General features: G+C 33.8%; 23 protein-coding genes. 22 read left to right on the top strand and 1 reads right to left on the bottom strand.

Annotation, left to right across the window (positions count from 1 at the left end; all coding sequences use genetic code 11):
- Nucleotides 1–4 precede the first annotated feature (4 nt).
- The 22 genes from rfbB (at nucleotide 5) to C1634_RS01085 (ending at nucleotide 21,078) form a co-directional block, all read left to right on the top strand.
- Nucleotides 5–1,084, top strand: coding sequence for a dTDP-glucose 4,6-dehydratase (rfbB, locus tag C1634_RS00980; protein WP_109737782.1), 1,080 nt, complete (start codon nucleotides 5–7; stop codon nucleotides 1,082–1,084).
- Nucleotides 1,085–1,178: 94 nt separating this feature from the next.
- On the top strand, nucleotides 1,179–2,042 hold the full coding sequence (rfbA, locus tag C1634_RS00985) for a glucose-1-phosphate thymidylyltransferase RfbA (protein WP_103231869.1): 864 nt from the start codon (nucleotides 1,179–1,181) through the stop codon (nucleotides 2,040–2,042).
- 174 nt (nucleotides 2,043–2,216) lie between these two features.
- Nucleotides 2,217–3,065: an ABC transporter permease gene (locus C1634_RS00990; RefSeq protein ID WP_103231868.1), complete on the top strand. Its 849-nt coding sequence runs from the start codon at nucleotides 2,217–2,219 to the stop codon at nucleotides 3,063–3,065.
- A gap of 33 nt (nucleotides 3,066–3,098) precedes the next feature.
- Entirely contained in the window at nucleotides 3,099–4,352 is a 1,254-nt protein-coding gene (locus C1634_RS00995) for an ABC transporter ATP-binding protein (RefSeq protein WP_103231867.1), read from the top strand.
- A gap of 9 nt (nucleotides 4,353–4,361) precedes the next feature.
- Complete coding sequence (locus tag C1634_RS01000; RefSeq protein WP_103231866.1) at nucleotides 4,362–4,763, top strand: sugar 3,4-ketoisomerase; 402 nt, start codon at nucleotides 4,362–4,364, stop codon at nucleotides 4,761–4,763.
- The gene (locus C1634_RS01005; RefSeq protein ID WP_103231865.1) at nucleotides 4,760–5,827 is read left to right on the top strand and encodes an ATP-grasp domain-containing protein; all 1,068 of its coding nucleotides are present in this window, start codon (nucleotides 4,760–4,762) and stop codon (nucleotides 5,825–5,827) included. Before C1634_RS01000 ends, C1634_RS01005 begins: the two co-directional genes overlap by 4 nt.
- A complete protein-coding gene (locus C1634_RS01010) occupies nucleotides 5,828–6,715 on the top strand; it encodes an NAD-dependent epimerase/dehydratase family protein (RefSeq protein WP_109737783.1) in 888 nt (295 codons plus the stop codon).
- Between the two features lies 1 nt (nucleotide 6,716).
- A complete protein-coding gene (locus C1634_RS01015; RefSeq protein WP_109737784.1) occupies nucleotides 6,717–7,325 on the top strand; it encodes an HAD family hydrolase in 609 nt (202 codons plus the stop codon).
- Between the two features lie 8 nt (nucleotides 7,326–7,333).
- Entirely contained in the window at nucleotides 7,334–8,041 is a 708-nt protein-coding gene (locus C1634_RS01020; RefSeq protein ID WP_103231862.1) for a class I SAM-dependent methyltransferase, read from the top strand.
- A gap of 6 nt (nucleotides 8,042–8,047) precedes the next feature.
- On the top strand, nucleotides 8,048–9,148 hold the full coding sequence (locus tag C1634_RS01025) for a DegT/DnrJ/EryC1/StrS family aminotransferase (protein WP_109737785.1): 1,101 nt from the start codon (nucleotides 8,048–8,050) through the stop codon (nucleotides 9,146–9,148).
- A gap of 49 nt (nucleotides 9,149–9,197) precedes the next feature.
- Nucleotides 9,198–10,118, top strand: a complete 921-nt coding sequence (locus C1634_RS01030; protein ID WP_103231860.1) for a glycosyltransferase — start codon at nucleotides 9,198–9,200, stop codon at nucleotides 10,116–10,118.
- Nucleotides 10,119–10,137: 19 nt separating this feature from the next.
- On the top strand, nucleotides 10,138–11,262 hold the full coding sequence (locus tag C1634_RS01035) for a glycosyltransferase WbsX family protein (protein WP_109737786.1): 1,125 nt from the start codon (nucleotides 10,138–10,140) through the stop codon (nucleotides 11,260–11,262).
- Nucleotides 11,255–12,100, top strand: a complete 846-nt coding sequence (locus tag C1634_RS01040) for a glycosyltransferase family 2 protein (protein ID WP_103231858.1) — start codon at nucleotides 11,255–11,257, stop codon at nucleotides 12,098–12,100. Before C1634_RS01035 ends, C1634_RS01040 begins: the two co-directional genes overlap by 8 nt.
- Before the next feature lie 66 nt (nucleotides 12,101–12,166).
- The gene (locus C1634_RS01045; protein WP_103231857.1) at nucleotides 12,167–12,835 is read left to right on the top strand and encodes an NAD-dependent epimerase/dehydratase family protein; all 669 of its coding nucleotides are present in this window, start codon (nucleotides 12,167–12,169) and stop codon (nucleotides 12,833–12,835) included.
- A 175-nt stretch (nucleotides 12,836–13,010) separates the two neighbouring features.
- On the top strand, nucleotides 13,011–13,919 hold the full coding sequence (locus tag C1634_RS01050; RefSeq protein ID WP_165835245.1) for a glycosyltransferase family 2 protein: 909 nt from the start codon (nucleotides 13,011–13,013) through the stop codon (nucleotides 13,917–13,919).
- A 238-nt stretch (nucleotides 13,920–14,157) separates the two neighbouring features.
- Nucleotides 14,158–15,189 (top strand): hypothetical protein, encoded by a 1,032-nt coding sequence (locus tag C1634_RS01055; protein ID WP_109737787.1) that lies wholly within the window; start codon nucleotides 14,158–14,160, stop codon nucleotides 15,187–15,189.
- Nucleotides 15,173–16,099 (top strand): GDP-L-fucose synthase family protein, encoded by a 927-nt coding sequence (locus C1634_RS01060; protein WP_103233976.1) that lies wholly within the window; start codon nucleotides 15,173–15,175, stop codon nucleotides 16,097–16,099. The genes C1634_RS01055 and C1634_RS01060 overlap by 17 nt, the downstream gene beginning before the upstream one ends.
- A complete protein-coding gene (gene gmd / locus C1634_RS01065) occupies nucleotides 16,099–17,172 on the top strand; it encodes a GDP-mannose 4,6-dehydratase (RefSeq protein ID WP_103233978.1) in 1,074 nt (357 codons plus the stop codon). The genes C1634_RS01060 and gmd overlap by 1 nt, the downstream gene beginning before the upstream one ends.
- An 88-nt stretch (nucleotides 17,173–17,260) precedes the next feature.
- Complete coding sequence (locus C1634_RS01070; RefSeq protein WP_123921342.1) at nucleotides 17,261–18,085, top strand: glycosyltransferase family 2 protein; 825 nt, start codon at nucleotides 17,261–17,263, stop codon at nucleotides 18,083–18,085.
- 29 nt (nucleotides 18,086–18,114) lie between these two features.
- Entirely contained in the window at nucleotides 18,115–19,113 is a 999-nt protein-coding gene (locus tag C1634_RS01075) for an acyltransferase family protein (RefSeq protein WP_103233974.1), read from the top strand.
- A gap of 309 nt (nucleotides 19,114–19,422) precedes the next feature.
- Nucleotides 19,423–20,100 (top strand): DUF1796 family putative cysteine peptidase, encoded by a 678-nt coding sequence (locus tag C1634_RS01080; RefSeq protein WP_165835246.1) that lies wholly within the window; start codon nucleotides 19,423–19,425, stop codon nucleotides 20,098–20,100.
- A gap of 39 nt (nucleotides 20,101–20,139) precedes the next feature.
- Entirely contained in the window at nucleotides 20,140–21,078 is a 939-nt protein-coding gene (locus tag C1634_RS01085) for a glycosyltransferase family 2 protein (RefSeq protein ID WP_103233972.1), read from the top strand.
- Nucleotides 21,079–21,126: 48 nt separating this feature from the next.
- Here the strand turns inward: C1634_RS01085 and C1634_RS01090 are convergent, their stop codons facing one another.
- The gene (locus tag C1634_RS01090; RefSeq protein WP_123921344.1) at nucleotides 21,127–22,161 is read right to left on the bottom strand and encodes an acyltransferase family protein; all 1,035 of its coding nucleotides are present in this window, start codon (nucleotides 22,159–22,161) and stop codon (nucleotides 21,127–21,129) included.
- Nucleotides 22,162–22,173: the final 12 nt, after the last annotated feature.

Below are 22,173 nucleotides of genomic sequence, written 5' to 3' on the forward strand. Positions count from 1 at the left end.
ATAAATGAAAAATATTATCATTACAGGAGGTGCTGGATTTATCGGCTCCCACGTTGTAAGAGAATTTGTAAAAAACAATCCGGATATTACAATTATCAATCTTGACGCCCTTACTTATGCCGGAAATCTGGAAAACTTAAAGGACATCGAAAATGAGCCCAATTATGTTTTCGAAAAGGCAAACATTACCCAACCTGAAGAACTCAGAAAAGTTTTTGAAAAATACAATCCGGATGCTGTAGTGCATTTAGCCGCAGAAAGTCATGTAGACAGAAGCATTACCGATCCTATGGCGTTTATCAACACCAATGTGAACGGAACGGCTAATCTTTTGAATCTTTGTAAGGAATTCTGGACGTTAAATCCTGAACATACTCACGGCAGATTCCCTGATGAAAAAAGAACAAACCTTTTCTATCATATTTCCACAGATGAAGTATATGGAAGTCTGGGAGAAACAGGATTCTTTTTAGAAACAACATCATATGACCCTCAATCTCCGTATTCTGCTTCAAAAGCAGCTTCTGACCATTTGGTAAGAGCTTACGGAAATACATACGGAATGCCGTTCATCGTATCGAACTGTTCCAACAACTACGGCCCCAATCATTTTCCTGAAAAACTGATCCCACTTTGTATTTCAAATATCATCAATGAAAGGCCTCTTCCTATTTATGGAGACGGAAAATATACCAGAGACTGGTTATTTGTTATTGATCATGCGAAAGCAATTCATCAGATTTTTAAGGATGCAAAAACCGGAGAAACGTACAACATCGGTGGCTTCAACGAGTGGCAGAATATTGATCTGGTCAAAGAACTAATCAAGCAAATGGATGCTAAACTGGAAAAACCTGAAGGGTATTCTGAAAAACTGATCACTTTTGTAAAAGACAGACCTGGTCATGACAAGCGTTATGCCATTGATGCAACAAAATTGAATAAAGATCTGGGCTGGAAACCGTCAGTAACTTTTGAAGAAGGTTTAGGAAAAACCATAGACTGGTATCTTGAAAATAAAGAATGGCTAGAGAATGTGACTTCCGGAAATTATAAGGATTACTATAGCAAACAATACAGCTAAACATCCAGCTATTGAGGAAAAGACAATCCGTAAAATAGCAAAAGAAAAATCAACTTAGTAACACAAAAGAAATTTGCGTAATACGCACCAACACATGAAAGGAATAATATTAGCCGGAGGTTCCGGAACAAGACTTTACCCTCTAACCATAGCCGTAAGTAAACAGCTAATGCCTGTTTATGATAAACCTATGATCTATTATCCGCTTTCCACGCTTCTTTTGGCAGGAATCAAGGATATTCTGATCATTACCACGCCACACGATCAGGCTGGCTTCATCAAACTGTTGGGCGATGGCTCACAAATCGGCTGTAATATAGAATACGTTGTACAACCAAGTCCTGATGGCTTAGCACAAGCTTTTATTTTAGGAGACCAGTTTATTGGTGATGATTCTGCAGCACTCGTATTAGGTGATAATATTTTCTATGGTTCCGAGATGGGAACTTTACTGAAAAATAAAACCAATCCTGATGGGGGAGTTGTTTTTGCCTATCACGTTGCAGACCCTGAAAGATATGGTGTTGTAGAATTTGATAAAGATCTGAAAGCAGTCTCTATTGAAGAAAAGCCTGAAAATCCGAAATCAAACTATGCTGTACCAGGCCTTTATTTTTATGATAACAGCGTAGTGGAAATCGCTAAAAACATCAAACCTTCCGCAAGAGGTGAGCTGGAAATTACCGACATCAACAATGTGTATCTCAGCAAAGGAAAGCTGGAAGTAGCTGTTCTTGACAGAGGTACTGCCTGGCTGGATACAGGAACTTTCGACTCTCTTCATGATGCTTCAGAATTTGTAAGCGTTATTGAAAAAAGACAAGGATTTAAAATCGGCTGTATAGAAGAAATTGCATTCAGGAACAAATTCATTAACGAAGAAAAACTTCTTGAAACTGCTGCTAAATATGGCAAAAGTGGTTACGGCGAGTACCTGAAAAAACTTATTGGTAAATAACAAATATAATTTATAAAAATCATAGACTATTGGCTTTATGGCCAATAGTTTTTGTTCATACCGCCAAATATCAATATATTAGTTGTTGATTTTTAGTTTTATTGACAATGAAAATTCATAAACTAAGAGATAAGGTAAGAATTAATTATTATAAATTTGCAAAAACTTACACAGATGAATGAACCACAACAGAAGTGGACTGAAACGATTGATGCAGATCATTCGTTATTTGACTTGAAACTAAAAGAAGTCTGGAGATACAAAGATCTTGTTTATATGTTTGTAAAGAGAGATTTTATATCCAGTTTTAAGCAGACTATTTTAGGACCAATATGGTTTTTTATCAATCCCATTCTAACAACCATCGTATATCTGGTGATTTTTGGAAGAATTGCCAAACTCCCTACAGATGGAGCTCCACCTCTTCTTTTTTATCTGGCTGGTGTTACTCTTTGGAATTATTTCTCATCCTCTTTAATGGCAACATCCTCTACTTTCACTGGAAATGCCGGAATTTTTGGAAAAGTTTATTTCCCAAGGCTGGTTACTCCGTTATCCATCGTCATCTCTAACCTTATGAGGTTTGGAGTACAGTTTGTTTTATTCATCGCTGTATGGGCTTATTATTACTATAATGGAGAGGCACATCCTAATATCTGGATTCTTGCAACCCCTTTTCTTATATTCCTGATGGCACTTTTTGCATTAGGCGTTGGAATGATATTTTCTTCACTTACCACAAAATATAAAGATCTGAGTATGCTTCTGGGTTTTGGGGTCAGTCTATATATGTATGCTACCCCAGTAATTTATCCGGTATCTTCATTACCAGGATTCTTTAAAAAATTAGCTTATTACAATCCGTTGACAGGTATTTTTGAATGTTTCAAATATGCATGGATCGGCGTGGGAGACTTCTCCCCTGCTATGCTTGGGATCAGTACTGGTATTATTGTTATTCTTTTAATGATAGGAATTGTTGTATTCAATAAAGTTGAAAAAACTTTTATGGATACGGTGTAATTATTTTTCTTTTAAAAATTTAAATTAAAAAACATGCTGGCTTTAAAAGCAGAAAATATATCTAAACAATACCGTCTGGGACAAGTCGGTACAGGAACACTGTCTCATGATCTCAACAGGTTCTGGTATAAAATAAGAGGAAAGGAAGATCCTTATCTGAAAATTGGAGAAACCAATGACAGAACGACCAAGGGAGATTCTGAATATGTATGGTCTCTTCGTGATATCGATTTTGAAATCGAAAAGGGAGATGCTGTTGGAATTATTGGAAGAAACGGTGCCGGAAAATCAACACTATTAAAGGTTTTAAGTAAAGTTACAAAACCTACGACAGGTAAGATTTTCACCGATGGAAGAATAGCCTCTCTATTGGAAGTAGGAACAGGATTCCACCCTGAAATGACAGGGCGAGAAAATGTTTTTCTTAATGGAGCAATCCTGGGAATGACAAGAAAAGAAATCAAGAGAAAGTTTGATGAAATCGTAGATTTCTCAGGCGTTGAAAGATATATAGATACTCCCGTAAAAAGATATTCTTCCGGAATGTATGTCCGCCTTGCGTTTGCCGTAGCCGCTCACTTAGAATCTGAGATTTTAATTGTTGACGAAGTTCTGGCTGTTGGTGATGCTGACTTTCAGAAAAAATGTCTTGGAAAAATGAATGATGTGACCAAAGGAGAAGGAAGAACCATCTTATTTGTAAGTCATAATATGACCGCAATAAAAGAACTTTGTACATCTGGAATCCTGCTTAATCAGGGACAATTGGCATATAGCGGAGGTATTTTGGATACCATTGCAGAATATCAGAAAAGCTCTGAAAAACAATCAAGCTATATTCATGAAGGTTCATTGGAAACAGCTTTAGGAAATGAGAATATCAGGATATTAGAATTTTCTGTTAAGCCTACAAAAGGTCAGTTTTTAGATATAGAATCAGGGGTTAAAGTCCTGCTTAGGTTTTATAATTTCAAAGAGAATATCAATATTGATACAACTTTTGAACTGAGAACATATGAAGAGGCCGTAGTTTTCCATACTGGAGTTCTCATTACTACCCAAAATAATTCTCAAAGAAAAGAATATACTGTAGAATTTGAAATCCCGCCACATTTACTCAATACTGGTAATTATTATTTCAAACTTATGTTTGGAGAGGATCAGAGAATTCCTCTTTTTGTAGCGAATGAAATCATAGGTTTTGAAATTGAAAATGTAAAATTGGGTAAAAATATCAATGTATTACCCGGAATTATTAGACCCGACTTTAATTATACTGTAAAATAAATTTATTTAATGGAAAAAGTTCAATATTTTGATTTAGAAAAAATAGGTGATTCTTCATTAGGTTTCATTACTGTTGCTGAAAATTTAGAAAATATACCTTTTGAAATTAAACGTGTATACTGGACTTATTATACTCCCCAGGATGTAATAAGAGGAGGGCATGCACATAAAAATCTTGAACAATTAATATTCGCTGTTTCAGGGATCATAGAATTTAATACCGAAAATAAAGATGGTCACAAAGAAACTTTTGTTCTGAACAGTCCATCTAAAGGGATATACTTCCCCAAATTGGTATGGAGAGACATCAAGTTTTCACACAATGCTGTGCTTTTATGTTTAGCATCTCTACCCTATAGTGAAGACGATTATATAAGGGATTATCAAGAATTTCAAAAACTCATAGAATGATTAAAATATTAATTGCCGGTGCAGGCGGCGCTCCCTCTGAAGGTGTAATCAACTCACTTCTTAAAAGCTCAAAAAAGGAGAGAATAATCGGTATGGGCAGTGAGCCTACAGACCTGATACTCTCCAATGCTCATGAAGTATCCTATATACCATATGCCAATCAAACGGATTATAAAGCATCGCTATTACAAATACTGAATCAGGAAAAACCTGATTTAATACATTTCCAAAATGATCTGGAGATTTATCATGCCTCTATGATCAGAGAAGATATTCATTCTACCGGCACCAAAACCTTTATGCCATCGCATGAAGTGATAGATACCTGTGTTCATAAATATAAAACCTATTTAAAATGTAGGGAAGCTGGTGTAACGGTCCCAGAAAATATCATGATCAACAATGAAGAAGATCTAAAAAAAGCTTTTTCAGATTTAGGAGACCAAAATGGGAACATATGGTTAAGAGCTTCATCCATTGGAGGAGGAGGCAAAGGTGCTCTGCCTACCAATGATTTTTCTTTTGCAAAGGGATGGATTGACCGATATAATGGATGGGGAGACTTTGTGGCTGCAGAAATGCTGACTCCGGATACGGTAACATGGCTCTCTATTTGGCATGAAGGCGAATTGGTAGTCGCTCAAACAAGATTGAGAAAAGGATGGACTCATGGAAACAGAACTGTTTCAGGGGTTACAGGAGTCACCAAAGTAGGTCAAACCTATTCAGATCCTGAAGTAGACAGAATATCTATAGCTACGATAAAGGCTGTTTCGGATAAACCTCACGGAATTTTTGGGGTAGATATGGCTTATGACAAAAATGGAATTCCTAATCCTACAGAAATAAATATTTCAAGATTCTTTACAACGGTATTATTTTTTACCGAAGCAGGATTAAACATGCCTGAAATATTTAAAGACATTGCTTTATATAATGAGTTCCCCCAATTAGATAAAAAGATAAATCCATTACAAGATGGGCTATTGTGGTTAAGAGGTATGGATACTCAACCCAAATTAATGACAGATATTCAGATACAGCAACGAATAAAAAATTTGTAAATGTTACTTTTAACTGGAGCTTCGGGATTTATAGGTAAGCACTTACTTTCGCTACTGATTGAAAAATACGGTAAGGATAATATCGTGTGCTTAACCTCTCAACCTATAACAGAATGCAGCTATTTATTGCACAACAATTATCAGTTTGAAAGCGATTTTTTCATAAAAAACGGATTTCAGGATATTGAAACAATAATTCATGCAGGAGCTTTCACACCCAAAAAAGGAAGTGAGGCAAATAATATTCAATTATCTAATTCAAATATATTCAACACAGATCAATTATTAAAAGCGACTTTACCCCATCTAAAAAAATTCATTTACCTTAGTACACTTGACGTTTATGATAATGATAACATTATTTCTGAGAGCACTTTAGAAAAACCAGCTTCATTGTACGGACATTCTAAGCTATATTCAGAAAAGATGGTAGAAAGTTGGGGAAAAGAATATAATAAATCCGTTCAAATTTTAAGGATAGGTCATGTGTATGGTCCTGGAGAAGAGGCTTATCTAAAAATAATTCCCGCAACGATTCATAATATTCTAGCAGAAAAGCCTGTTCAGATTTGGGGTACAGGAGAAGAATTGCGCTCTTTTATTTATATTAAAGATATTGTTACAGCTATTGTAAACGCTATTCAACTAAAAGATGTAGGGGTCATCAACTTAGTCGGAAGCCGTTCTATTTCTATCAATGATTTGGTGAATACAATAAAACAAATTTCTAACGAAGACGTAACAATAGAAAAAATACCTGCTGAAAAAAAAGGAAGAGATTTTGTATTTGACAGTTCAAAAATGAATACGTTTTTGCTGTCAAAAGAAACTTCTTTAGAAGAAGGGCTAAAGGAAGAGTTTGAGTACATGAAAAAAAATAAAAAATAATATGAATATTTTTTTTGACCTTGATGGCACTTTAATAGATTCCCGAGAAAGACTATATCAGTTGTTCCAGTCATTGGTTCCCACTTCTGAATTGTCATTTGATGAATATTGGGCGTTAAAGCGCAATAAAATAAGTCATAAAGAAATTCTCCTTTCTAAATTTAATTATTCCAACGAGCAGTACAGCGATTTTGAGAAAAAATGGATGTCGGAAATTGAATTAGAAAAATGGCTGCAGTTAGACACTCCTTTTGAAGGAATAGTAGACGTGCTTATATCCTTATCTAAAAATCATGATCTATTTGTGGTTACAGCCCGCCAATCGGAAAGCATCGCTCTGGAACAAATAAAATCATTCGGTTGGGAAAATATTTTCACGAAAATTTTAGTGACTCAACAACAACAGGAAAAGCATGATTTAATAAAAAATGCAGTCCGGGTAACTCCTGAAGACTGGTTCATTGGTGATACAGGAAAAGATATTCAAACAGGCAAATTATTAGGAATCAAAACAGCGGCGGTTCTTTCTGGTTTTTTAAGCAAAGAAAGCTTACTCCCCTATCAGCCAGACATTATCATAGATACTGTTCTCGATTTTAAAAATAGATAAAATTACAAATGGAAAATTATAAAAATAAAGTGCAGGATTCGGCACAATTCTATAACAGCTCTTTTCTTGACTTTGATTTTAAGTTAACAGAATTGAATTATTTAAGTTTAAAACCTTATTTTAAGGGAGAATCTGCCCTTGAACTAGGACCAGCCCTGGGACATATGACCAAATATCTGGTCAATGATTTTTCTTCTCTGGATTTGGTTGAAGGCTCTAAAGACCTGATAAACCAAATACCTGATTATCCAAACATTACAAAACACAACTCTTATTTTGAGGAGTTTAAAACAGATAAAAAGTTTGACACCATCATAATGAGCCATGTACTGGAACATATTGAAAATCCTGTTGACGTTTTAAAGCTTGCTTATTCCTGGTTATCTGATAATGGTGTATTTTTAATTTCAGTACCCAATGCTAAATCTATCCACAGATTAGCCGCGGTAGAAATGGGATTATTAAACAGCGAATATGAATTGAATCAAAGAGATCATGAATTAGGACACTACCGAGTGTATGATTTGGATACTTTAAAAGATGATATTACAAAAGCGGGCTATACCATAATTGATGAAGGGGGTATTTTCTTTAAACCGGTTTCAAATGGGCAAATTGAAAACAATTGGAATGAAGCTATGATAGAGGGATTTTATAAGTTAGGAAAAAAGTTTCCTCACCATTGTGCTGAAATATATGTGGCATGTTCAAAATAAAAAGAAATGATTAAATTTTTAGATCTTCAAAAAGTAAACTTGCAATACCAACAAGAAATAGAAAACAAACTTCTGGAAGTCTTCAGAAGTGGATGGTATTTATTGGGAAATGAAATTAAAAATTTTGAAGCAAATTTGGCCAGTTACATTGGTTCAGAACATGCAATAGGTGTTGCGAACGGCCTGGATGCACTGCGCCTTATTTTCAGGGCTTATATTGAGCTGGGCTACATGAAACCCGGTGATGAAGTAATTGTTCCCGCCAATACCTATATTGCCTCTATTCTTGCCCTATCAGATAATGGATTAGTTCCTGTTTTAGTAGAACCCGAGCTCAATACTTACAATATTGATATTTCAAAAATTGAAGAAAAGATTACGCATAAAACAAAAGCCATTTTAATCGTTCATCTTCAAGGCAGAATTGTGTTCTCAGAACAACTGAAAAGTATAGCTGAAAAATACAAATTAAAAATTGTAGAAGACAATGCACAGGCCATTGGAGCTGAATGGAATAATATAAAATCAGGAAATCTTGGGGATGCTGCCGGTTTTAGTTTTTATCCCGGAAAAAATCTGGGAGCTCTTGGAGATGCAGGAGCAGTCACAACAAATGATAAAGAATTATCTGATACGATTCGAGCACTAGCAAATTATGGTTCCAACCAAAAATATGTTAATATTTATAAAGGATTAAATTCAAGGTTAGATGAACTTCAAGCAGCTATTTTAGATATTAAACTGAAATATATTGAAGATGAAAATGAAGCAAGAAGAAAAGTTGCCAGACTATTTATCGAAGGAATAAAAAACCCGAAAATCATTCTTCCTGAAAATCCATCAGATGAGAAAGAGCATGTATGGCATGTTTTTGTGATAAGAACAGAAAACCGTGATGCCCTTCAAGCTTATTTAACAGAAAAAGGTATTCAGACAATCATTCACTACCCTATTCCTCCTCATAAACAACAAGCTTATAAAGAATGGAATGAAGAGTCTTTCCCGATCAGTGAAAAAATCCATGAAGAGGTATTAAGTTTACCTATTTCTTCGGTAATGACGGAGGAAGAAATTGTAAAAGTAATAGAAATTGTAAACGAATTTTAAAGCTTTTTTACCCTTATCAAAAAGCTTGAATTCAATAAAGTAAAATATCATGACAGAATTGCCTCTGGTTTCAATTTTATGCCTTAGCTTCAACCAAGAACGATTTGTAATAGAATCTTTAGAAAGCTTCAAATCTCAGAGTTATAGTAATATTGAACTCCTGATTTGTGACGACTGTTCTAAGGACAATTCTGTAGAAGTTATCAATAACTGGATCAAAAATAATCCTCAGCTGGATATCCAGTTCATTCCTCATTCTCAGAATCAAGGGATCTGTAAGTCCTTGAATGAACTCCTGAATATATCAAAAGGCAAATATGTTATTACCATAGCCCTTGATGATCTTATGGAGCCTGACAAAATAGAAAGACATGTGGCTATTCTTGAAAAATCATCTCCTAACGAAGCTCTGGTATTTTCAAATGCTCATATAATAGATGACAATTCTGTACGTTTTCAAAATACCTTTATTCCTTATTTTCACAGATATCTGAATATTGAATCAGGAAACTTTTACAAAACATTACTTGGGGATAATTTTCTACCTGGAATGACATGTGTCACCAAATCTTCTTTGATAAAAGAGATTGGAGGCTGGGATGAAACGTTAACTTTTGAAGATTATGATATGTGGTTGAGATTAAGTCAAAAATATGACTTTATCTATGATGACACCAAATCATGCAGCTATAGAATGCACGCTACAAATTCTCATAAAAAGAAAAACTTTTTAGAGTTGTCTTTTTTTGATATTTTTCTGAAACATAAAGAACAGCCTGAAATGAAAAAGAAAATTCTGAAACTTATTCATGAGGCATATAAAGAAAACAGACTGACTGAAAAACACAAAAAATACCTTAGAGAACTTGATAATAAAACACTTACCGATAAATTAATCCTGAAGAATGTAGGAAAGTTTACTTACAACACGATTCATTATCTTCAAAAAGTTTATTATAAAACTTGGTAACATTATTCTTAAATCAATTATGAAAAAAATAAAGCCCCTTGCATTTTATCTCCCTCAATACCACCCTGTTCCCGAAAATGATGAATGGTGGGGAAAAGGGTTTACAGAATGGACGAATGTAGGAAAAGCCCAACCCCTGTTTGAAGGACACGAACAGCCTATATACCCTGGAGATCTGGGCTATTATGACCTGCGTGTTCCTGAAGTAAGAGAACAGCAGGCTCAGATGGCAAAAGACTACGGGGTACATGGATTTATCTATTATCACTACTGGTTTGGCAACGGAAAACAATTGCTGGAACGTGTGGCCAATGATGTATTACAATCAGGAAAACCAGATTTCCCTTTTTGCTTCTGCTGGGCCAATGAAACCTGGTCCGGAATATGGCACGGGTTATCAGAAAAAATACTGGCAAAGCAGGTTTACCCTAATGAACAGGACTTAATTGCTCATTTCGAGTATCTTCTGCCTTTCTTCAAAGATGAGAGGTATATCAAAATAGAAAACAAACCTCTTTTCATTATCTATGATTCCAATCATTTAAATGAAGGAGATCCCTATTATATTACAAAATTCAGAGAGCTCGCCAGGAAAAACGGATTTGATGATCTATACATCATGGCATCCAACAAGCTCCGTGATGACCTAGATTTTAAATCTATGGGATATGACAGTAAGATCTCCAATGCATTTCAAAAGGCCTGGATACCTCATATTGCGAAGAAAGAATATATTTCTCACTCTCAATATTATAAAAACAGGATAAAAGGATTAATAGGAATTAAGAAAAAAGAACAGCCTAAGGTCGGGATTCAGGATGCCCAGGCAGTAGTAAACGATTTAAAGTTTGAGGAAAGCAATATTCCTACCTATCCATGTATCCTGCCCAATTGGGATAATACTCCAAGAAGCGGCTACAGAGGAATTATTCTGGCTAACAATTCCCCGGAGCTGTTCGAAAAGCAAGTAGAAAAGGCTGTAGAATATCTTGAAGATAAAAAGGAGTATCCGGAACAGTTTTTAATTATAAAATCCTGGAACGAGTGGGCAGAAGGAAACATCCTGGAGCCAGATAGAAAACATGGTTTCGGGTATTTGAATGCATTAAAAAAAATCTTAAACAAACACAGTCGAAATGAGTAAATTCAGTGTACTTATCGCTAACTATAATAATGGTCATTTTTTTGAAAAATGCTACCAAAGTTTAGTTGCTCAGACTGAAACAGACTGGGAAGCGGTAATTGTGGATGATGGCTCTACTGATGATTCTCTTGAAGTCATAAAAAAGATCATAGGTGATGATTCCCGGTTTAGAATCAATCAGAATGATCAAAACAGAGGAATCGGATATACAAAAAGAAGATTAATAGAGCTTGCTGAAGCAGAAATATGTGGTTTTTTAGACCCTGATGATGGGTTAACACCTCATGCCCTGGAATTTGTTTTAAAGACCCATTCAGAATATCCCGAAGTGGGCTTGGTATATTCAAACTTTGTCCTTTGTGATCAGTACCTCAACCCTCAATCTGTTCACAAAGCAAAACAAATTACAGAACTGGATCAGTCCTACTATAATTTCAATGCTGAAATTTCACATTTTGTGACCTTTAAAAAGAAGATATACGAGAAGACATCAGGGATTGATCCTTTTTTGAAAATTGCTGAAGATAAAGACTGGTACATGAAAATGTGCGAAATAGCCCCTGTTAAATATATCGATGAAGATTTATATTTATACAGAATCCACGATAGTGGTATTTCTACTACCAAAAATGCTGAGAAAGCACTGTTCTGGCACTGGGTAGCGCTGATAAAAATGGCAGAAAGAAGAAACATCAGCATTGAAGATCTTTTTCTTCAAAGTTATGTTCCAAAAAATAAATATGAACAGGCGCTCAATCAGCTGAATCATGTAAAAAATTCGAGATGGGCAAAACTGGGAAATAAAATTGGGCTATTTAAAATCTTTAAAAAACTCTAAAATCTATTGATCCCCTTGAAAGATTTAAAAGATATACAACTAACATCTTAAGTAGACAAGAAACATATGATTATTGGTAATGGAATTCTGGCAAACGCCGTAAGACTTTATGATAAAGAAGATGTTATTTTTTTTGCATCAGGAGTTTCCAATTCGTTGGAAAAAAATCCAGCTGAATTTGAAAGAGAAATATCTCTCATGAAATTGGTGATCAGCCAGTATCCAGATAAAAAGATGATCTATTTTTCCACCTGCAGTATTTACGATCCCAGTAAAACTGACAGCCCTTATGTGATGCATAAACTTGCTATTGAAAAAGTAATCGCTGAGAACTGCTCTAGCTATATTATTTTCAGGGTAGGAAATGCTGTAGGACGGGGAGGAAATCCCAATACGCTGATCAATTTTCTCAAAAATTCAATTTTGTCTGAAAATAAGCTGACAATCCACAGTAATGCAAGAAGGATTCTGATTGGGACAGATGACATCGCCTCATTTGTCGGAAAATACATGAAAAACTTCAACAATGAGATTGTTAATCTCGCCTATCCCTACCAATATGCACTACCTGAGATCTTAACTCAGCTTGAAGATCATCTTGCCAAAAATGCAGCTTATGAAAGTGTAGATGAAGGTTCTTTTTATAATATAGAATTCAACAGCCTTACAGAAGATTTTTTCGCGGGTTTGTCACCTGATGAATATTTAAAAAAGCTTTATACATCCTATTTGTAAGGGATAATGCCGTAAAATATGATGTATCCCGTTCTGTACCCGAAAAAAATAATGTTGTACCTTGGGCCAGAAAATTTCAGCGGTCATCAGCCTAAAAAAGCAGTGTATATAGACTGCCAATTTATGATCGACTGAAGTATAAAAAACACATTAAACCTACTGAATAAAAATGAAAATGAATCCCAAAATATCCGTAATTGTTCCCTGCTATAAACAGGCTCATTTTTTAGATGAATCTCTGCAGTCTATACTGGACCAGACTTATGAAAATTGGGAATGCATTATTGTTAATGACGGATCGCCTGATAATACCGATGAAGTAGCTGATAAATGGGTGAAAAAAGACAGCCGTTTCAAATACCTTTATAAAGAAAATGGTGGATTATCTTCTGCAAGAAATGCAGCTCTGAAAATCGTTACCGGAGATTATATCCAGTTTTTAGATTCTGATGATATCTTAGTTGAAACCAAGTTTTCAGATTCATTAAATTTGATACATGACAAAGAAGCAATAGTAGTGTCCAACTTTTGTTTATTTGATGATTCCGATAAGCACAAATTATTGCCTCCTTTTTGCAAGCTGTCTCAAGATTTGCTGAATTTCGAATCTATTTTATATCAATGGGATTTTACATTCACAATTCCTATTCATTGTGGAATTTTTCCAAAATCTCTTTTTGAAACTATTGGTTTCAATGAAAAGTTAAAAGCAAAAGAAGATTGGCTTTTTTGGATTCAAATTGCACAAAAAAACATTAATTTTATTTATTTAAATGCTCATCTTGCTTTGTATAGAAAACATGCAACGAGTATGTCCCGAGATAGAAAACATATGATTTTATATCAAATGCTGTTCTATAATGAAGCTGAAAAAGTGATTTCAAATTCTGACTTCAATAAATTACTTTTAAAGCACTTAGATGTTAATTACAACAAAGTCAACGAACTAACCATTGAAATAAGAAATCTAAAAGAATCAAATACTTTTAAACTCTTTTTATTTTTAAAAAAAATGATTAAGAATATGGGGTTATTAAATTTGTCTAAAACATTATTAAATTTAACATTGAAGTTTAGGAAATAAATTTCATTTATAAAAAATACAACACAGTCAAACGAGCATTGAGCACAATTTGACTTTATTTAGAATTGTGTTAGGATTTTAGTTTTGAAATTATTGTTGTAGGTAATTCTGAAGAATTTTCGGAAGTCTTACAAAGTAATACAAGACTAAAAAAACAGAAAAAATATCAATCTCCAGAAAGTAAATTATTTTTTACAATACACTAAGACACTTCAACAACTTTTACTTCCAAAATCATATGAATATAGCTTTCACAATCTGCTCCAACAACTATTTAGCACAAGCTAAAGTCTTAAGGAATTCTATTAATAAATATGGCGAAAACGTCAAATTTGTAATAGGATTATGCGATGAAAAATCTGACGAAATAGATTACAATTCTTTCCAATGTGAAATTGTAGAAATGAAAGATATTGGAATAAAAAATTTTGATGAACTATGGATGAAATATGACATCATAGAATTTAATACTTCTGTGAAAGCCTCTTTTTTCAAGTACTTATTAGCAAAAAATCCTAATACAGAATTTATCTATTACTTCGATCCGGATATTGAAATACTTGATCAGCTATCGATCCTCAATGCAGAATTTGAAAATAATGCAGATATTTTGCTCACGCCTCACATTCTGAGCTCTATTCCACTAGACGGCTTCAAACCAGTAGAAAACACTTTTCTTAATTTTGGTATATATAACCTGGGGTTTATCGGATTAAGAGGTCATTCTGAAAATGCCAGAAACCTTCTAGATTGGTGGGAAGAAAGATTGTTATCTCTTTGCTATAATCAGCCGGAAAAAGGGCTATTTGTAGATCAAATCTGGATGAACTTTTCCCCTATTTTTTTCAAAAAAGTAAAAGTTCTCCATAAAATGGGATACAATGCCGCTCCATGGAATTTGCATGAAAGAATAGGATTAGTAGCTACTGAAAACAATAAATATCTTATGCCGGACAATTCTCCTCTAGTGTTTTATCATTTTTCAAATTTTAAATATAAAAATCCTGAAACTTTAGCAAAATACTATGATAGATATTCTTTGGAAAATTCAAATTCATTGAAAAAACTATATCAAAATTATCATCAGAAAACCATTGAAAATGAAATTGAGCGAATCTCTAAAATAGATTGCAAATATGTAATTTTGAAAAATGATTTACCTAAAAAAAATAAATCATTTTATGAAATTTTGAAATCAAACTTCAATAATTTATTAAAAATAATTTATTATAAAATCCGTTACAACTACAATTATGAACCAAAACTCTAAAATATATATTGCCGGACATCGAGGTATGGTAGGAAGCGCCATTTTAAGAAACTTAACTTCAAATGGCTTTCATAATATTATTACTAAAACCTCAGACGAATTAGACCTTACAGATCAAAAAAATGTACAAACATTTTTTGAAACTGAAAAACCAGAGTATGTCTTTCTTGCGGCAGCCAAAGTAGGGGGTATTCATGCTAATAATACATATCGTGCAGATTTTCTTTACAAAAATCTTATGATTGAGGCTAATATAATCCATCAAAGTTATTTACAGGGAGTAAAAAAATTACTTTTTCTGGGCTCCAGTTGTATATATCCCAAGCTCGCACCTCAGCCTTTAAAAGAAGAATACTTATTGAGTGGATTTTTAGAAGAAACCAATGAGCCTTATGCCATAGCAAAAATTGCAGGAATAAAAATGTGTGATGCATACAGAAGCCAGTATGATTGCAATTTCATTTCCGCAATGCCCACTAATCTCTATGGCCCTAATGATAACTATGATCTAAATAACTCTCATGTTTTACCTGCTATGCTCAGAAAGTTTTTTGAAGCTAAACAAAACAAGGTAGAGGAAGTGGTCTTATGGGGAGATGGAAGTCCTTTTAGAGAATTTTTACATGTAGATGATCTTGCAAAGGCATGTGTATTTTTAATGAATAATTACAATGAAAGTGGTCATATCAATATAGGGTCATTCAAGGAAATCTCTATATCAGAACTGGCCACACAGATTAAAGATATTACCCAATATGAAGGAAATATCGTTTGGGATACAGAAAAACCAAATGGCACTCCTAGAAAATTAATGGACTCCTCTAAGATTAATTCTATGGGCTGGTCTCCTGATATATCTTTAGAAGATGGAATAAAACAAGTTTACGAAGAAAAATTTTTAAACAAATGATGAAAAAAGCACTTATTACAGGAATTACGGGACAAGATGGCTCTTATCTTGCCGAACTGCTTTTAGAAAAAGGCTATGAAGTTCATGGTGTAAAACGAAGAGCCTCCTCTTTCAATACTCAAAGAATTGATCATTTATACCTGGATCAACATGAACATAATGTGAATTTCAAATTACACTACGGAGACCTTACAGACTCTACCAATATCATCAGAATTATACAAGAGGTACAACCAGACGAAATCTATAATCTTGGTGCAATGAGCCATGTGAAAGTAAGTTTTGACATGCCCGAATATGTTGCCAATGTAGATGGTCTAGGTACCCTGCGTTTATTAGAAGCCATTAGAATTTTAGGACTCACTCATAAGACGAAAATTTACCAGGCTTCTACCTCAGAATTATATGGCGGACTACCATCCAATAAAAATGAAAAAGGATTTTATGATGAAAACTGTCCTTTCTATCCTCGTTCTCCTTATGGTGCTGCAAAAATTTATGGTTTTTGGATAACAAAAAACTACAGGGAAGCATATGGAATGTTTGCCTGTAATGGTATTTTATTCAATCATGAATCTCCTAGAAGAGGTGAAACTTTTGTTACCCGAAAAATAACTATGGCAGTAGCCAGTATAGCAAAAAACAAACAAGATTGTTTATATCTAGGGAATTTAAATGCCAAAAGAGATTGGGGACATGCTAAAGATTATGTAGAAGGAATGTGGAGAATGCTGCAGCAAGATAAACCAGACGATTTTGTTTTAGCGACAGGAGAAACTACTATGGTAAGGGATTTTCTTATTATGGCTTTTGAAGAAGCAGGAATAGAATTGGTTTTTGAAGGAAATCAAGAAAATGAAATTGCTAAAGTAGCACGTTGTAATAATCCAAATTACCAACTGCCATTAGGTAAAACAGTTGTAAAAGTTGATCCCAATTATTATCGTCCAACAGAAGTTGATCTACTAATTGGTGACCCCACAAAAGCAAAAACTATTCTCGGCTGGCAACCACAATACACCGTAAAATCTCTTTGTAAAGAAATGATTGAAAATGATTTAAAAATAATGTGATTTTTGTACAATCATATTCCATGATACCATATCATTGTACTTCGCAAAAAACAAACAGATATTTACCCCCAAAAAAATATTCAAAAATATGCTCAATAATTCCATTACAATCATAACGATCAACTTCAATAACAAAAATGGTTTACAAAAAACCATGGATAGTGTATTTCGGCAAACCAATAAAGATTTTCAATATATAGTAATTGATGGTGGAAGTTCTGATGGGAGCAAAGAACTTATAGAAAGAAATCAATCCCAAATAAACGATTGGGTAAGTGAACGTGATAATGGAATTTATCATGCGATGAACAAAGGAATTGAAAAAGCTACTGGAGAATATCTTCTTTTTCTCAATAGTGGAGACGAACTGCTCAATGAATTGGTTGTAGAAAAAGTAACGCCACTACTCCACACAGATGATATTATCTCTGGTAATTTAATCGTAGATGAAGATAGTAAAGATGTTCTTAGACCTACTAAAAAAAGCATTTCATTTTTAGATTTAATTGAAGAAACTATTTGGCATCCCAGTACATTTATAAAAAAAAGTGCTTTTGAAAAAGTAGGTCTCTATGATGAAAATCTGAAAATCTGTTCGGATTGGAAATGGTTTTTGATTTCTATTTTCAAATATAATTGTACTTATAGACCTATTGAACAATCCATATCCCGCTTTTATAAAGATGGTATCAGTTCCGATCCCAAATCACAATCTTTAAGAAAAGAGGAAAGGAGAAAAACACTGGTAGAAAACTTTCATTTTTCTGAATTCCAGACGGAAGAATTAATCGATAAAATTAATTTATATTTTAGTGCAACAAATTCTTTAGACAAAATAAATAAATTGAAAAATTCAAGATTATTAAAATTTTTATATCGAATAGGTGTCTTTAAAAACTATAAATATCTTTAATTTTTTAAAGACAGGATTTTTCATCTGTTATGAAGCTTAATAATATCCAGATTTTAAGGGGAATTTCAGCATTATTGGTATGCTGTTTTCATTTCCGGGAAACCATCAATTTGCCAGGGTTACAACTTGGCAATATTCTTTTCAGCAAAGGAAGTATTGGCGTTCCCGTCTTTTTTATTATTAGTGGATTTATCATGGCTTTCACCACTCAAAAAATAAATTTTAATAAAGATTCTTTTCAGCAGATTACTTTATTTTACAAAAGGAGAATCATCAGAATTGTCCCCCTATATTATCTTTTGACCTTTGCTGCAATGATACCCGGAGGCAGTTTTTTCCTTTATTTTCATGGTGCAGGACTTTATGAGCTTATCCATTCCTTATTATTCCTTCCCACAAAGAAAGAATTTCCAGTACTTTTCTTAGGCTGGTCTTTAAATTTTGAGATGTTCTTTTATCTAATATTCGGCATCTCCTTATTTTTTAAAGAAAAAAGATATTATTTCATTGCAGGTTTCTTCATCCTTACTTCAATCTTGGGATATTGTATCCATTTTGAAAGCCCCTATCTACGGATGGTAAGCAGCTCCCTGAATCTCTATTTTGTTGTGGGAATTCTTTTTTCACTTTTCCTGAACAGATATACAGTTCCCAAGAGTTGGGCAACCTTATTTTCTGTAACAGGAATTATATTATTTGCATTGGTCCTGCTTAGCATTATTCCTATTGATAATGATATGATCAAGCTGACCATTATATCTCTGTTTGTATTTTCTTTCTTAACTTTTGATTATGTATTTCAGTTTAAAGGAAACAAAGCACTTATTTTTCTGGGAGATATTTCCTACTCTCTATACCTGTCCCATCCTTTTGTAGAAATTGTTTTAAAAAGATTTAAAGTTGAAGGTTACCTCAGCTATCCTTTTTTTCTTTTTAAGATTGTCATGGTCATTATAGTCGCATCACTTCTGTATTATTTTGTTGAGAAAAGAGTAACCAATTATTTAAAAATTAAATTAAAAGCATAATTCCGTAATCAACTTCTGTTAAAATTAAAAAATTCTTGCTTTAAATAAACTTCATCAACAAAATACAGATCATAGCTCTTAATAAAATTGACAATATTTTTAGTGAATTATTTCCCATAAAACAAAAACACACAAGTATTTTACTTATTATTAAAAAGGGTTTATCAAAAACTAAAAAGTCAGAATTACTATTTATTTCACTTTTAAGGATGTAAAAAAATAATATCTTTGTATCAACAACACAAACTGACTTTCTTCAAGATGAAAATTCCTTTATTTTACCTCCCAAAAACTGGGTGCAAATACTTTTTGGAAATTAAAAAAAAATACAAATCTGAAAAATATATCATTCCTATCGGCAAAGACTGCCACGCTGCTCACTCTTTAGATATTCTCAACATCAGAAACCAGAGTCTGCCTTATGACTGGATACGCTTACAATCTATTTCCGGCCTTAGAACAGTAAGCCAGAATATTAAGGAACGTTTTCATTTCTTTTTATCCGATCTCAAAAGAAATGAAAAGGGAAACACCTATGCTGCAAAATACCCTGAAGCAGAATTCACTCATAGTAAGGCTATTATTGATGACCCAAAGCTTAGAAGCACCTATGAAAAAAGATGTCAGAGATTACTGGAGATTATCAGCCAGCGGCCTATAGCTTATCTTTATATTTTGGAAATTAAAAATTTTAAGACCAGAGAAGATGCAGACTTTTTCTGTCATACTGTGAAAGATTTTACAAAAATTTTAAAAATAGAAGATTCACTGCATATTTACATACGTTTTGATGAAGAGATAGAAAATGAAGAAGTATGTAATCTGCTCCTGAATGAAGTTCAAAAAACCCCTCAGGTATATATCACAACTTATATCCGGGAAAGAGCGAAATTCGGAATCTGGGGAAACGAAAAAGAATATCCGAAGCTCTATAAAAGGCTTAATTTAAAAATCAAAAGGGCATTTCCAACTATTGCTATCAAATAAAAGCTTAGTTTTATGCCCGCAAAACATAATACGATACAAATGAAAATTTCAGTAATCATTCCCGTCTATAACGCTGAAAAATATGTTTCTCAGGCCGTAGAATCTGCTCTTCAGTTCGAAGAAGTATATGAAGTAGTGCTGGTAGAAGATAAATCTCCGGACAATGCATTACAGGTATGTCAGGAACTTGTTGAGAAACACAATAGGGTAAAACTTTTTCAGCATCCTGACAAAGGAAATCACGGAGCTGGTGCAAGCAGAAATTTAGGACTGGAAAAGGCAGAAGGTGATTTTATGGCTTTCCTGGATGCCGATGATTACTATCTTCCGAACCGTTTTGATGCAGAAAAAGAATTGTTCATCAATAAAGATGTTGACGGAGTGTATGGAGCCATTGGTGTTCATTATTATTCTGAAAAGGCAAAAGAACAATATTACAAAGTCTTTGGAGACCGCCTGACTACCGTTTACAAAAAACATCCTCCTAAAGATGTATTTCCGGGACAGCTTAATATGATAGGAACTTTCGGGCTTTTTAGCATTGATGCTTTAACCATTCGAAAAAGTTCTTTGAAAAACATGGAATATTTCTTCAAAACACATTTAAAGCTTCACCAGGACACTGAATTTTTATTCAGGCTCTCCTACTACCTGAATTTGTATCCTGGAATTCTAGACCAAGCAGTAGCCGTGAGAGGTGTTCATGAGAACAACAGAATCACCAAAGTAGATTCAAGAGAAGTGAAACCAGCTTCAACAAGAGTTGTATTGTGGAAAGAAGTCAACAATTGGGCAATGCATGAAAATACGATTCCTGAGGATATCAAACTTCACATCAAAAGAGTATACAGGAGTTTCCAGATTGCCAATGCTCCTCTTCTGAAAAAATGGGGAATGATTACAAAATATATGCTTACAGATTATAAAAGCATACGCTCAGGACTGTACAACATCAATTTCAGAAAAGATTTGTTCTGATGACAGAATTAAACTAAATACCTAGTTGAATAGACATTCCTTTAATTTTTATTGTTTCGAAAAATGAATCTTTCTTAAAAGATCCCTCATAGGCTTTTCTATACACTGATAAAAAAGAGCGGAACTAAGCAGCATAATGATCATATAGATCACAAATACCACATCGATACCAAAAGTACATTCCTGCCATTTTAAAAGTTCTCTAACCAGATAAAGAACGGGAATATGAGTGATGTAAATACCATAACTTATTTCTCCAAGATATTCCAATGGCTTCATTGAAAAAAGTCTGGTAATCCATCCGTTATTAGCTGATATCAGAAATATTGCCGGTACAAAAAGTAATGCCATCAGACCGTTGTGATAGAAAAGCGGTACAAACATCAGAGACACAAGAATGAGTAAAAAGACTACAATGACCTGACGATCGTAGTTTTTCTGTTTATAGTTTCTCACAAAAAAGATTCCTGCCAGATTTCCAATCAGAAATTCATTAAGATGCCAGAGAGGAAAATAATACAGAAATTCGTGACTTTTTGTATGGGGTCCTTCATACGCTCCATATATCGGATATAGGTTTGAAAATACCTGAGTAATCAGCCAGAGTCCGATTGTAAATACCCAGATTGTTTTATTCTTCTTCGTGTAAAGATAATTGTATAGTAATGGAAAAAGAAGATAGAAGAAGAACTCTACAGAGATTGACCATCCCGGAAAATTCAGGATCATCGCTTCTCCGGGTATCCATGTCTGTATGCCCAAACCGTACAAAATAAGCTTATACCAGTCGAACATCTCAGATCTCGTCAGAAAAAACAGTAAAAGACCCACAATATACAGAGGATAAATCCTTGCAAACCTGTTTTTATAAAACTCCAGATAGTCTATTTTATCTTTTTTATGATAGGCAATGATCATGATAAACCCTGAAAGAATAAAGAAATAGCTCACCCCTACATTGGCTCTCAGAAAAAGATTGGAAATGTAATCTATCTTATATAAAAACAGATCTTTATTGAAGTGGGAAATGACAATTGCCATAGCGGCAATAAACCTGGTAAATGTAATCTGACTTATCTTCACAGAATCGCAAAA

This window comes from Chryseobacterium viscerum (genome assembly GCF_002899945.2).
Classification (GTDB): Bacteria; Bacteroidota; Bacteroidia; order Flavobacteriales; family Weeksellaceae; genus Chryseobacterium; species Chryseobacterium viscerum.

What these genes read in the sequence shown, in the direction of transcription:
- C1634_RS01075 (WP_103233974.1), top strand. Translation starts at nt 18,115, where the DNA reads ATGAAGCTTAATAATATCCAGATTTTAAGGGGAATTTCAGCATTATTG.
- gmd (WP_103233978.1), top strand. Translation starts at nt 16,099, where the DNA reads ATGAAAAAAGCACTTATTACAGGAATTACGGGACAAGATGGCTCTTAT.
- C1634_RS01005 (WP_103231865.1), top strand. Translation starts at nt 4,760, where the DNA reads ATGATTAAAATATTAATTGCCGGTGCAGGCGGCGCTCCCTCTGAAGGT.
- C1634_RS01020 (WP_103231862.1), top strand. Translation starts at nt 7,334, where the DNA reads ATGGAAAATTATAAAAATAAAGTGCAGGATTCGGCACAATTCTATAAC.
- C1634_RS01035 (WP_109737786.1), top strand. Translation starts at nt 10,138, where the DNA reads ATGAAAAAAATAAAGCCCCTTGCATTTTATCTCCCTCAATACCACCCT.
- C1634_RS01055 (WP_109737787.1), top strand. Translation starts at nt 14,158, where the DNA reads ATGAATATAGCTTTCACAATCTGCTCCAACAACTATTTAGCACAAGCT.
- C1634_RS01010 (WP_109737783.1), top strand. Translation starts at nt 5,828, where the DNA reads ATGTTACTTTTAACTGGAGCTTCGGGATTTATAGGTAAGCACTTACTT.
- C1634_RS01050 (WP_165835245.1), top strand. Translation starts at nt 13,011, where the DNA reads ATGAATCCCAAAATATCCGTAATTGTTCCCTGCTATAAACAGGCTCAT.
- C1634_RS01025 (WP_109737785.1), top strand. Translation starts at nt 8,048, where the DNA reads ATGATTAAATTTTTAGATCTTCAAAAAGTAAACTTGCAATACCAACAA.
- C1634_RS01045 (WP_103231857.1), top strand. Translation starts at nt 12,167, where the DNA reads ATGATTATTGGTAATGGAATTCTGGCAAACGCCGTAAGACTTTATGAT.
- C1634_RS01070 (WP_123921342.1), top strand. Translation starts at nt 17,261, where the DNA reads ATGCTCAATAATTCCATTACAATCATAACGATCAACTTCAATAACAAA.
- C1634_RS01040 (WP_103231858.1), top strand. Translation starts at nt 11,255, where the DNA reads ATGAGTAAATTCAGTGTACTTATCGCTAACTATAATAATGGTCATTTT.
- C1634_RS01000 (WP_103231866.1), top strand. Translation starts at nt 4,362, where the DNA reads ATGGAAAAAGTTCAATATTTTGATTTAGAAAAAATAGGTGATTCTTCA.
- C1634_RS00990 (WP_103231868.1), top strand. Translation starts at nt 2,217, where the DNA reads ATGAATGAACCACAACAGAAGTGGACTGAAACGATTGATGCAGATCAT.
- C1634_RS01085 (WP_103233972.1), top strand. Translation starts at nt 20,140, where the DNA reads ATGAAAATTTCAGTAATCATTCCCGTCTATAACGCTGAAAAATATGTT.
- C1634_RS00995 (WP_103231867.1), top strand. Translation starts at nt 3,099, where the DNA reads ATGCTGGCTTTAAAAGCAGAAAATATATCTAAACAATACCGTCTGGGA.
- rfbA (WP_103231869.1), top strand. Translation starts at nt 1,179, where the DNA reads ATGAAAGGAATAATATTAGCCGGAGGTTCCGGAACAAGACTTTACCCT.
- C1634_RS01030 (WP_103231860.1), top strand. Translation starts at nt 9,198, where the DNA reads ATGACAGAATTGCCTCTGGTTTCAATTTTATGCCTTAGCTTCAACCAA.
- C1634_RS01060 (WP_103233976.1), top strand. Translation starts at nt 15,173, where the DNA reads ATGAACCAAAACTCTAAAATATATATTGCCGGACATCGAGGTATGGTA.
- C1634_RS01015 (WP_109737784.1), top strand. Translation starts at nt 6,717, where the DNA reads ATGAATATTTTTTTTGACCTTGATGGCACTTTAATAGATTCCCGAGAA.
- rfbB (WP_109737782.1), top strand. Translation starts at nt 5, where the DNA reads ATGAAAAATATTATCATTACAGGAGGTGCTGGATTTATCGGCTCCCAC.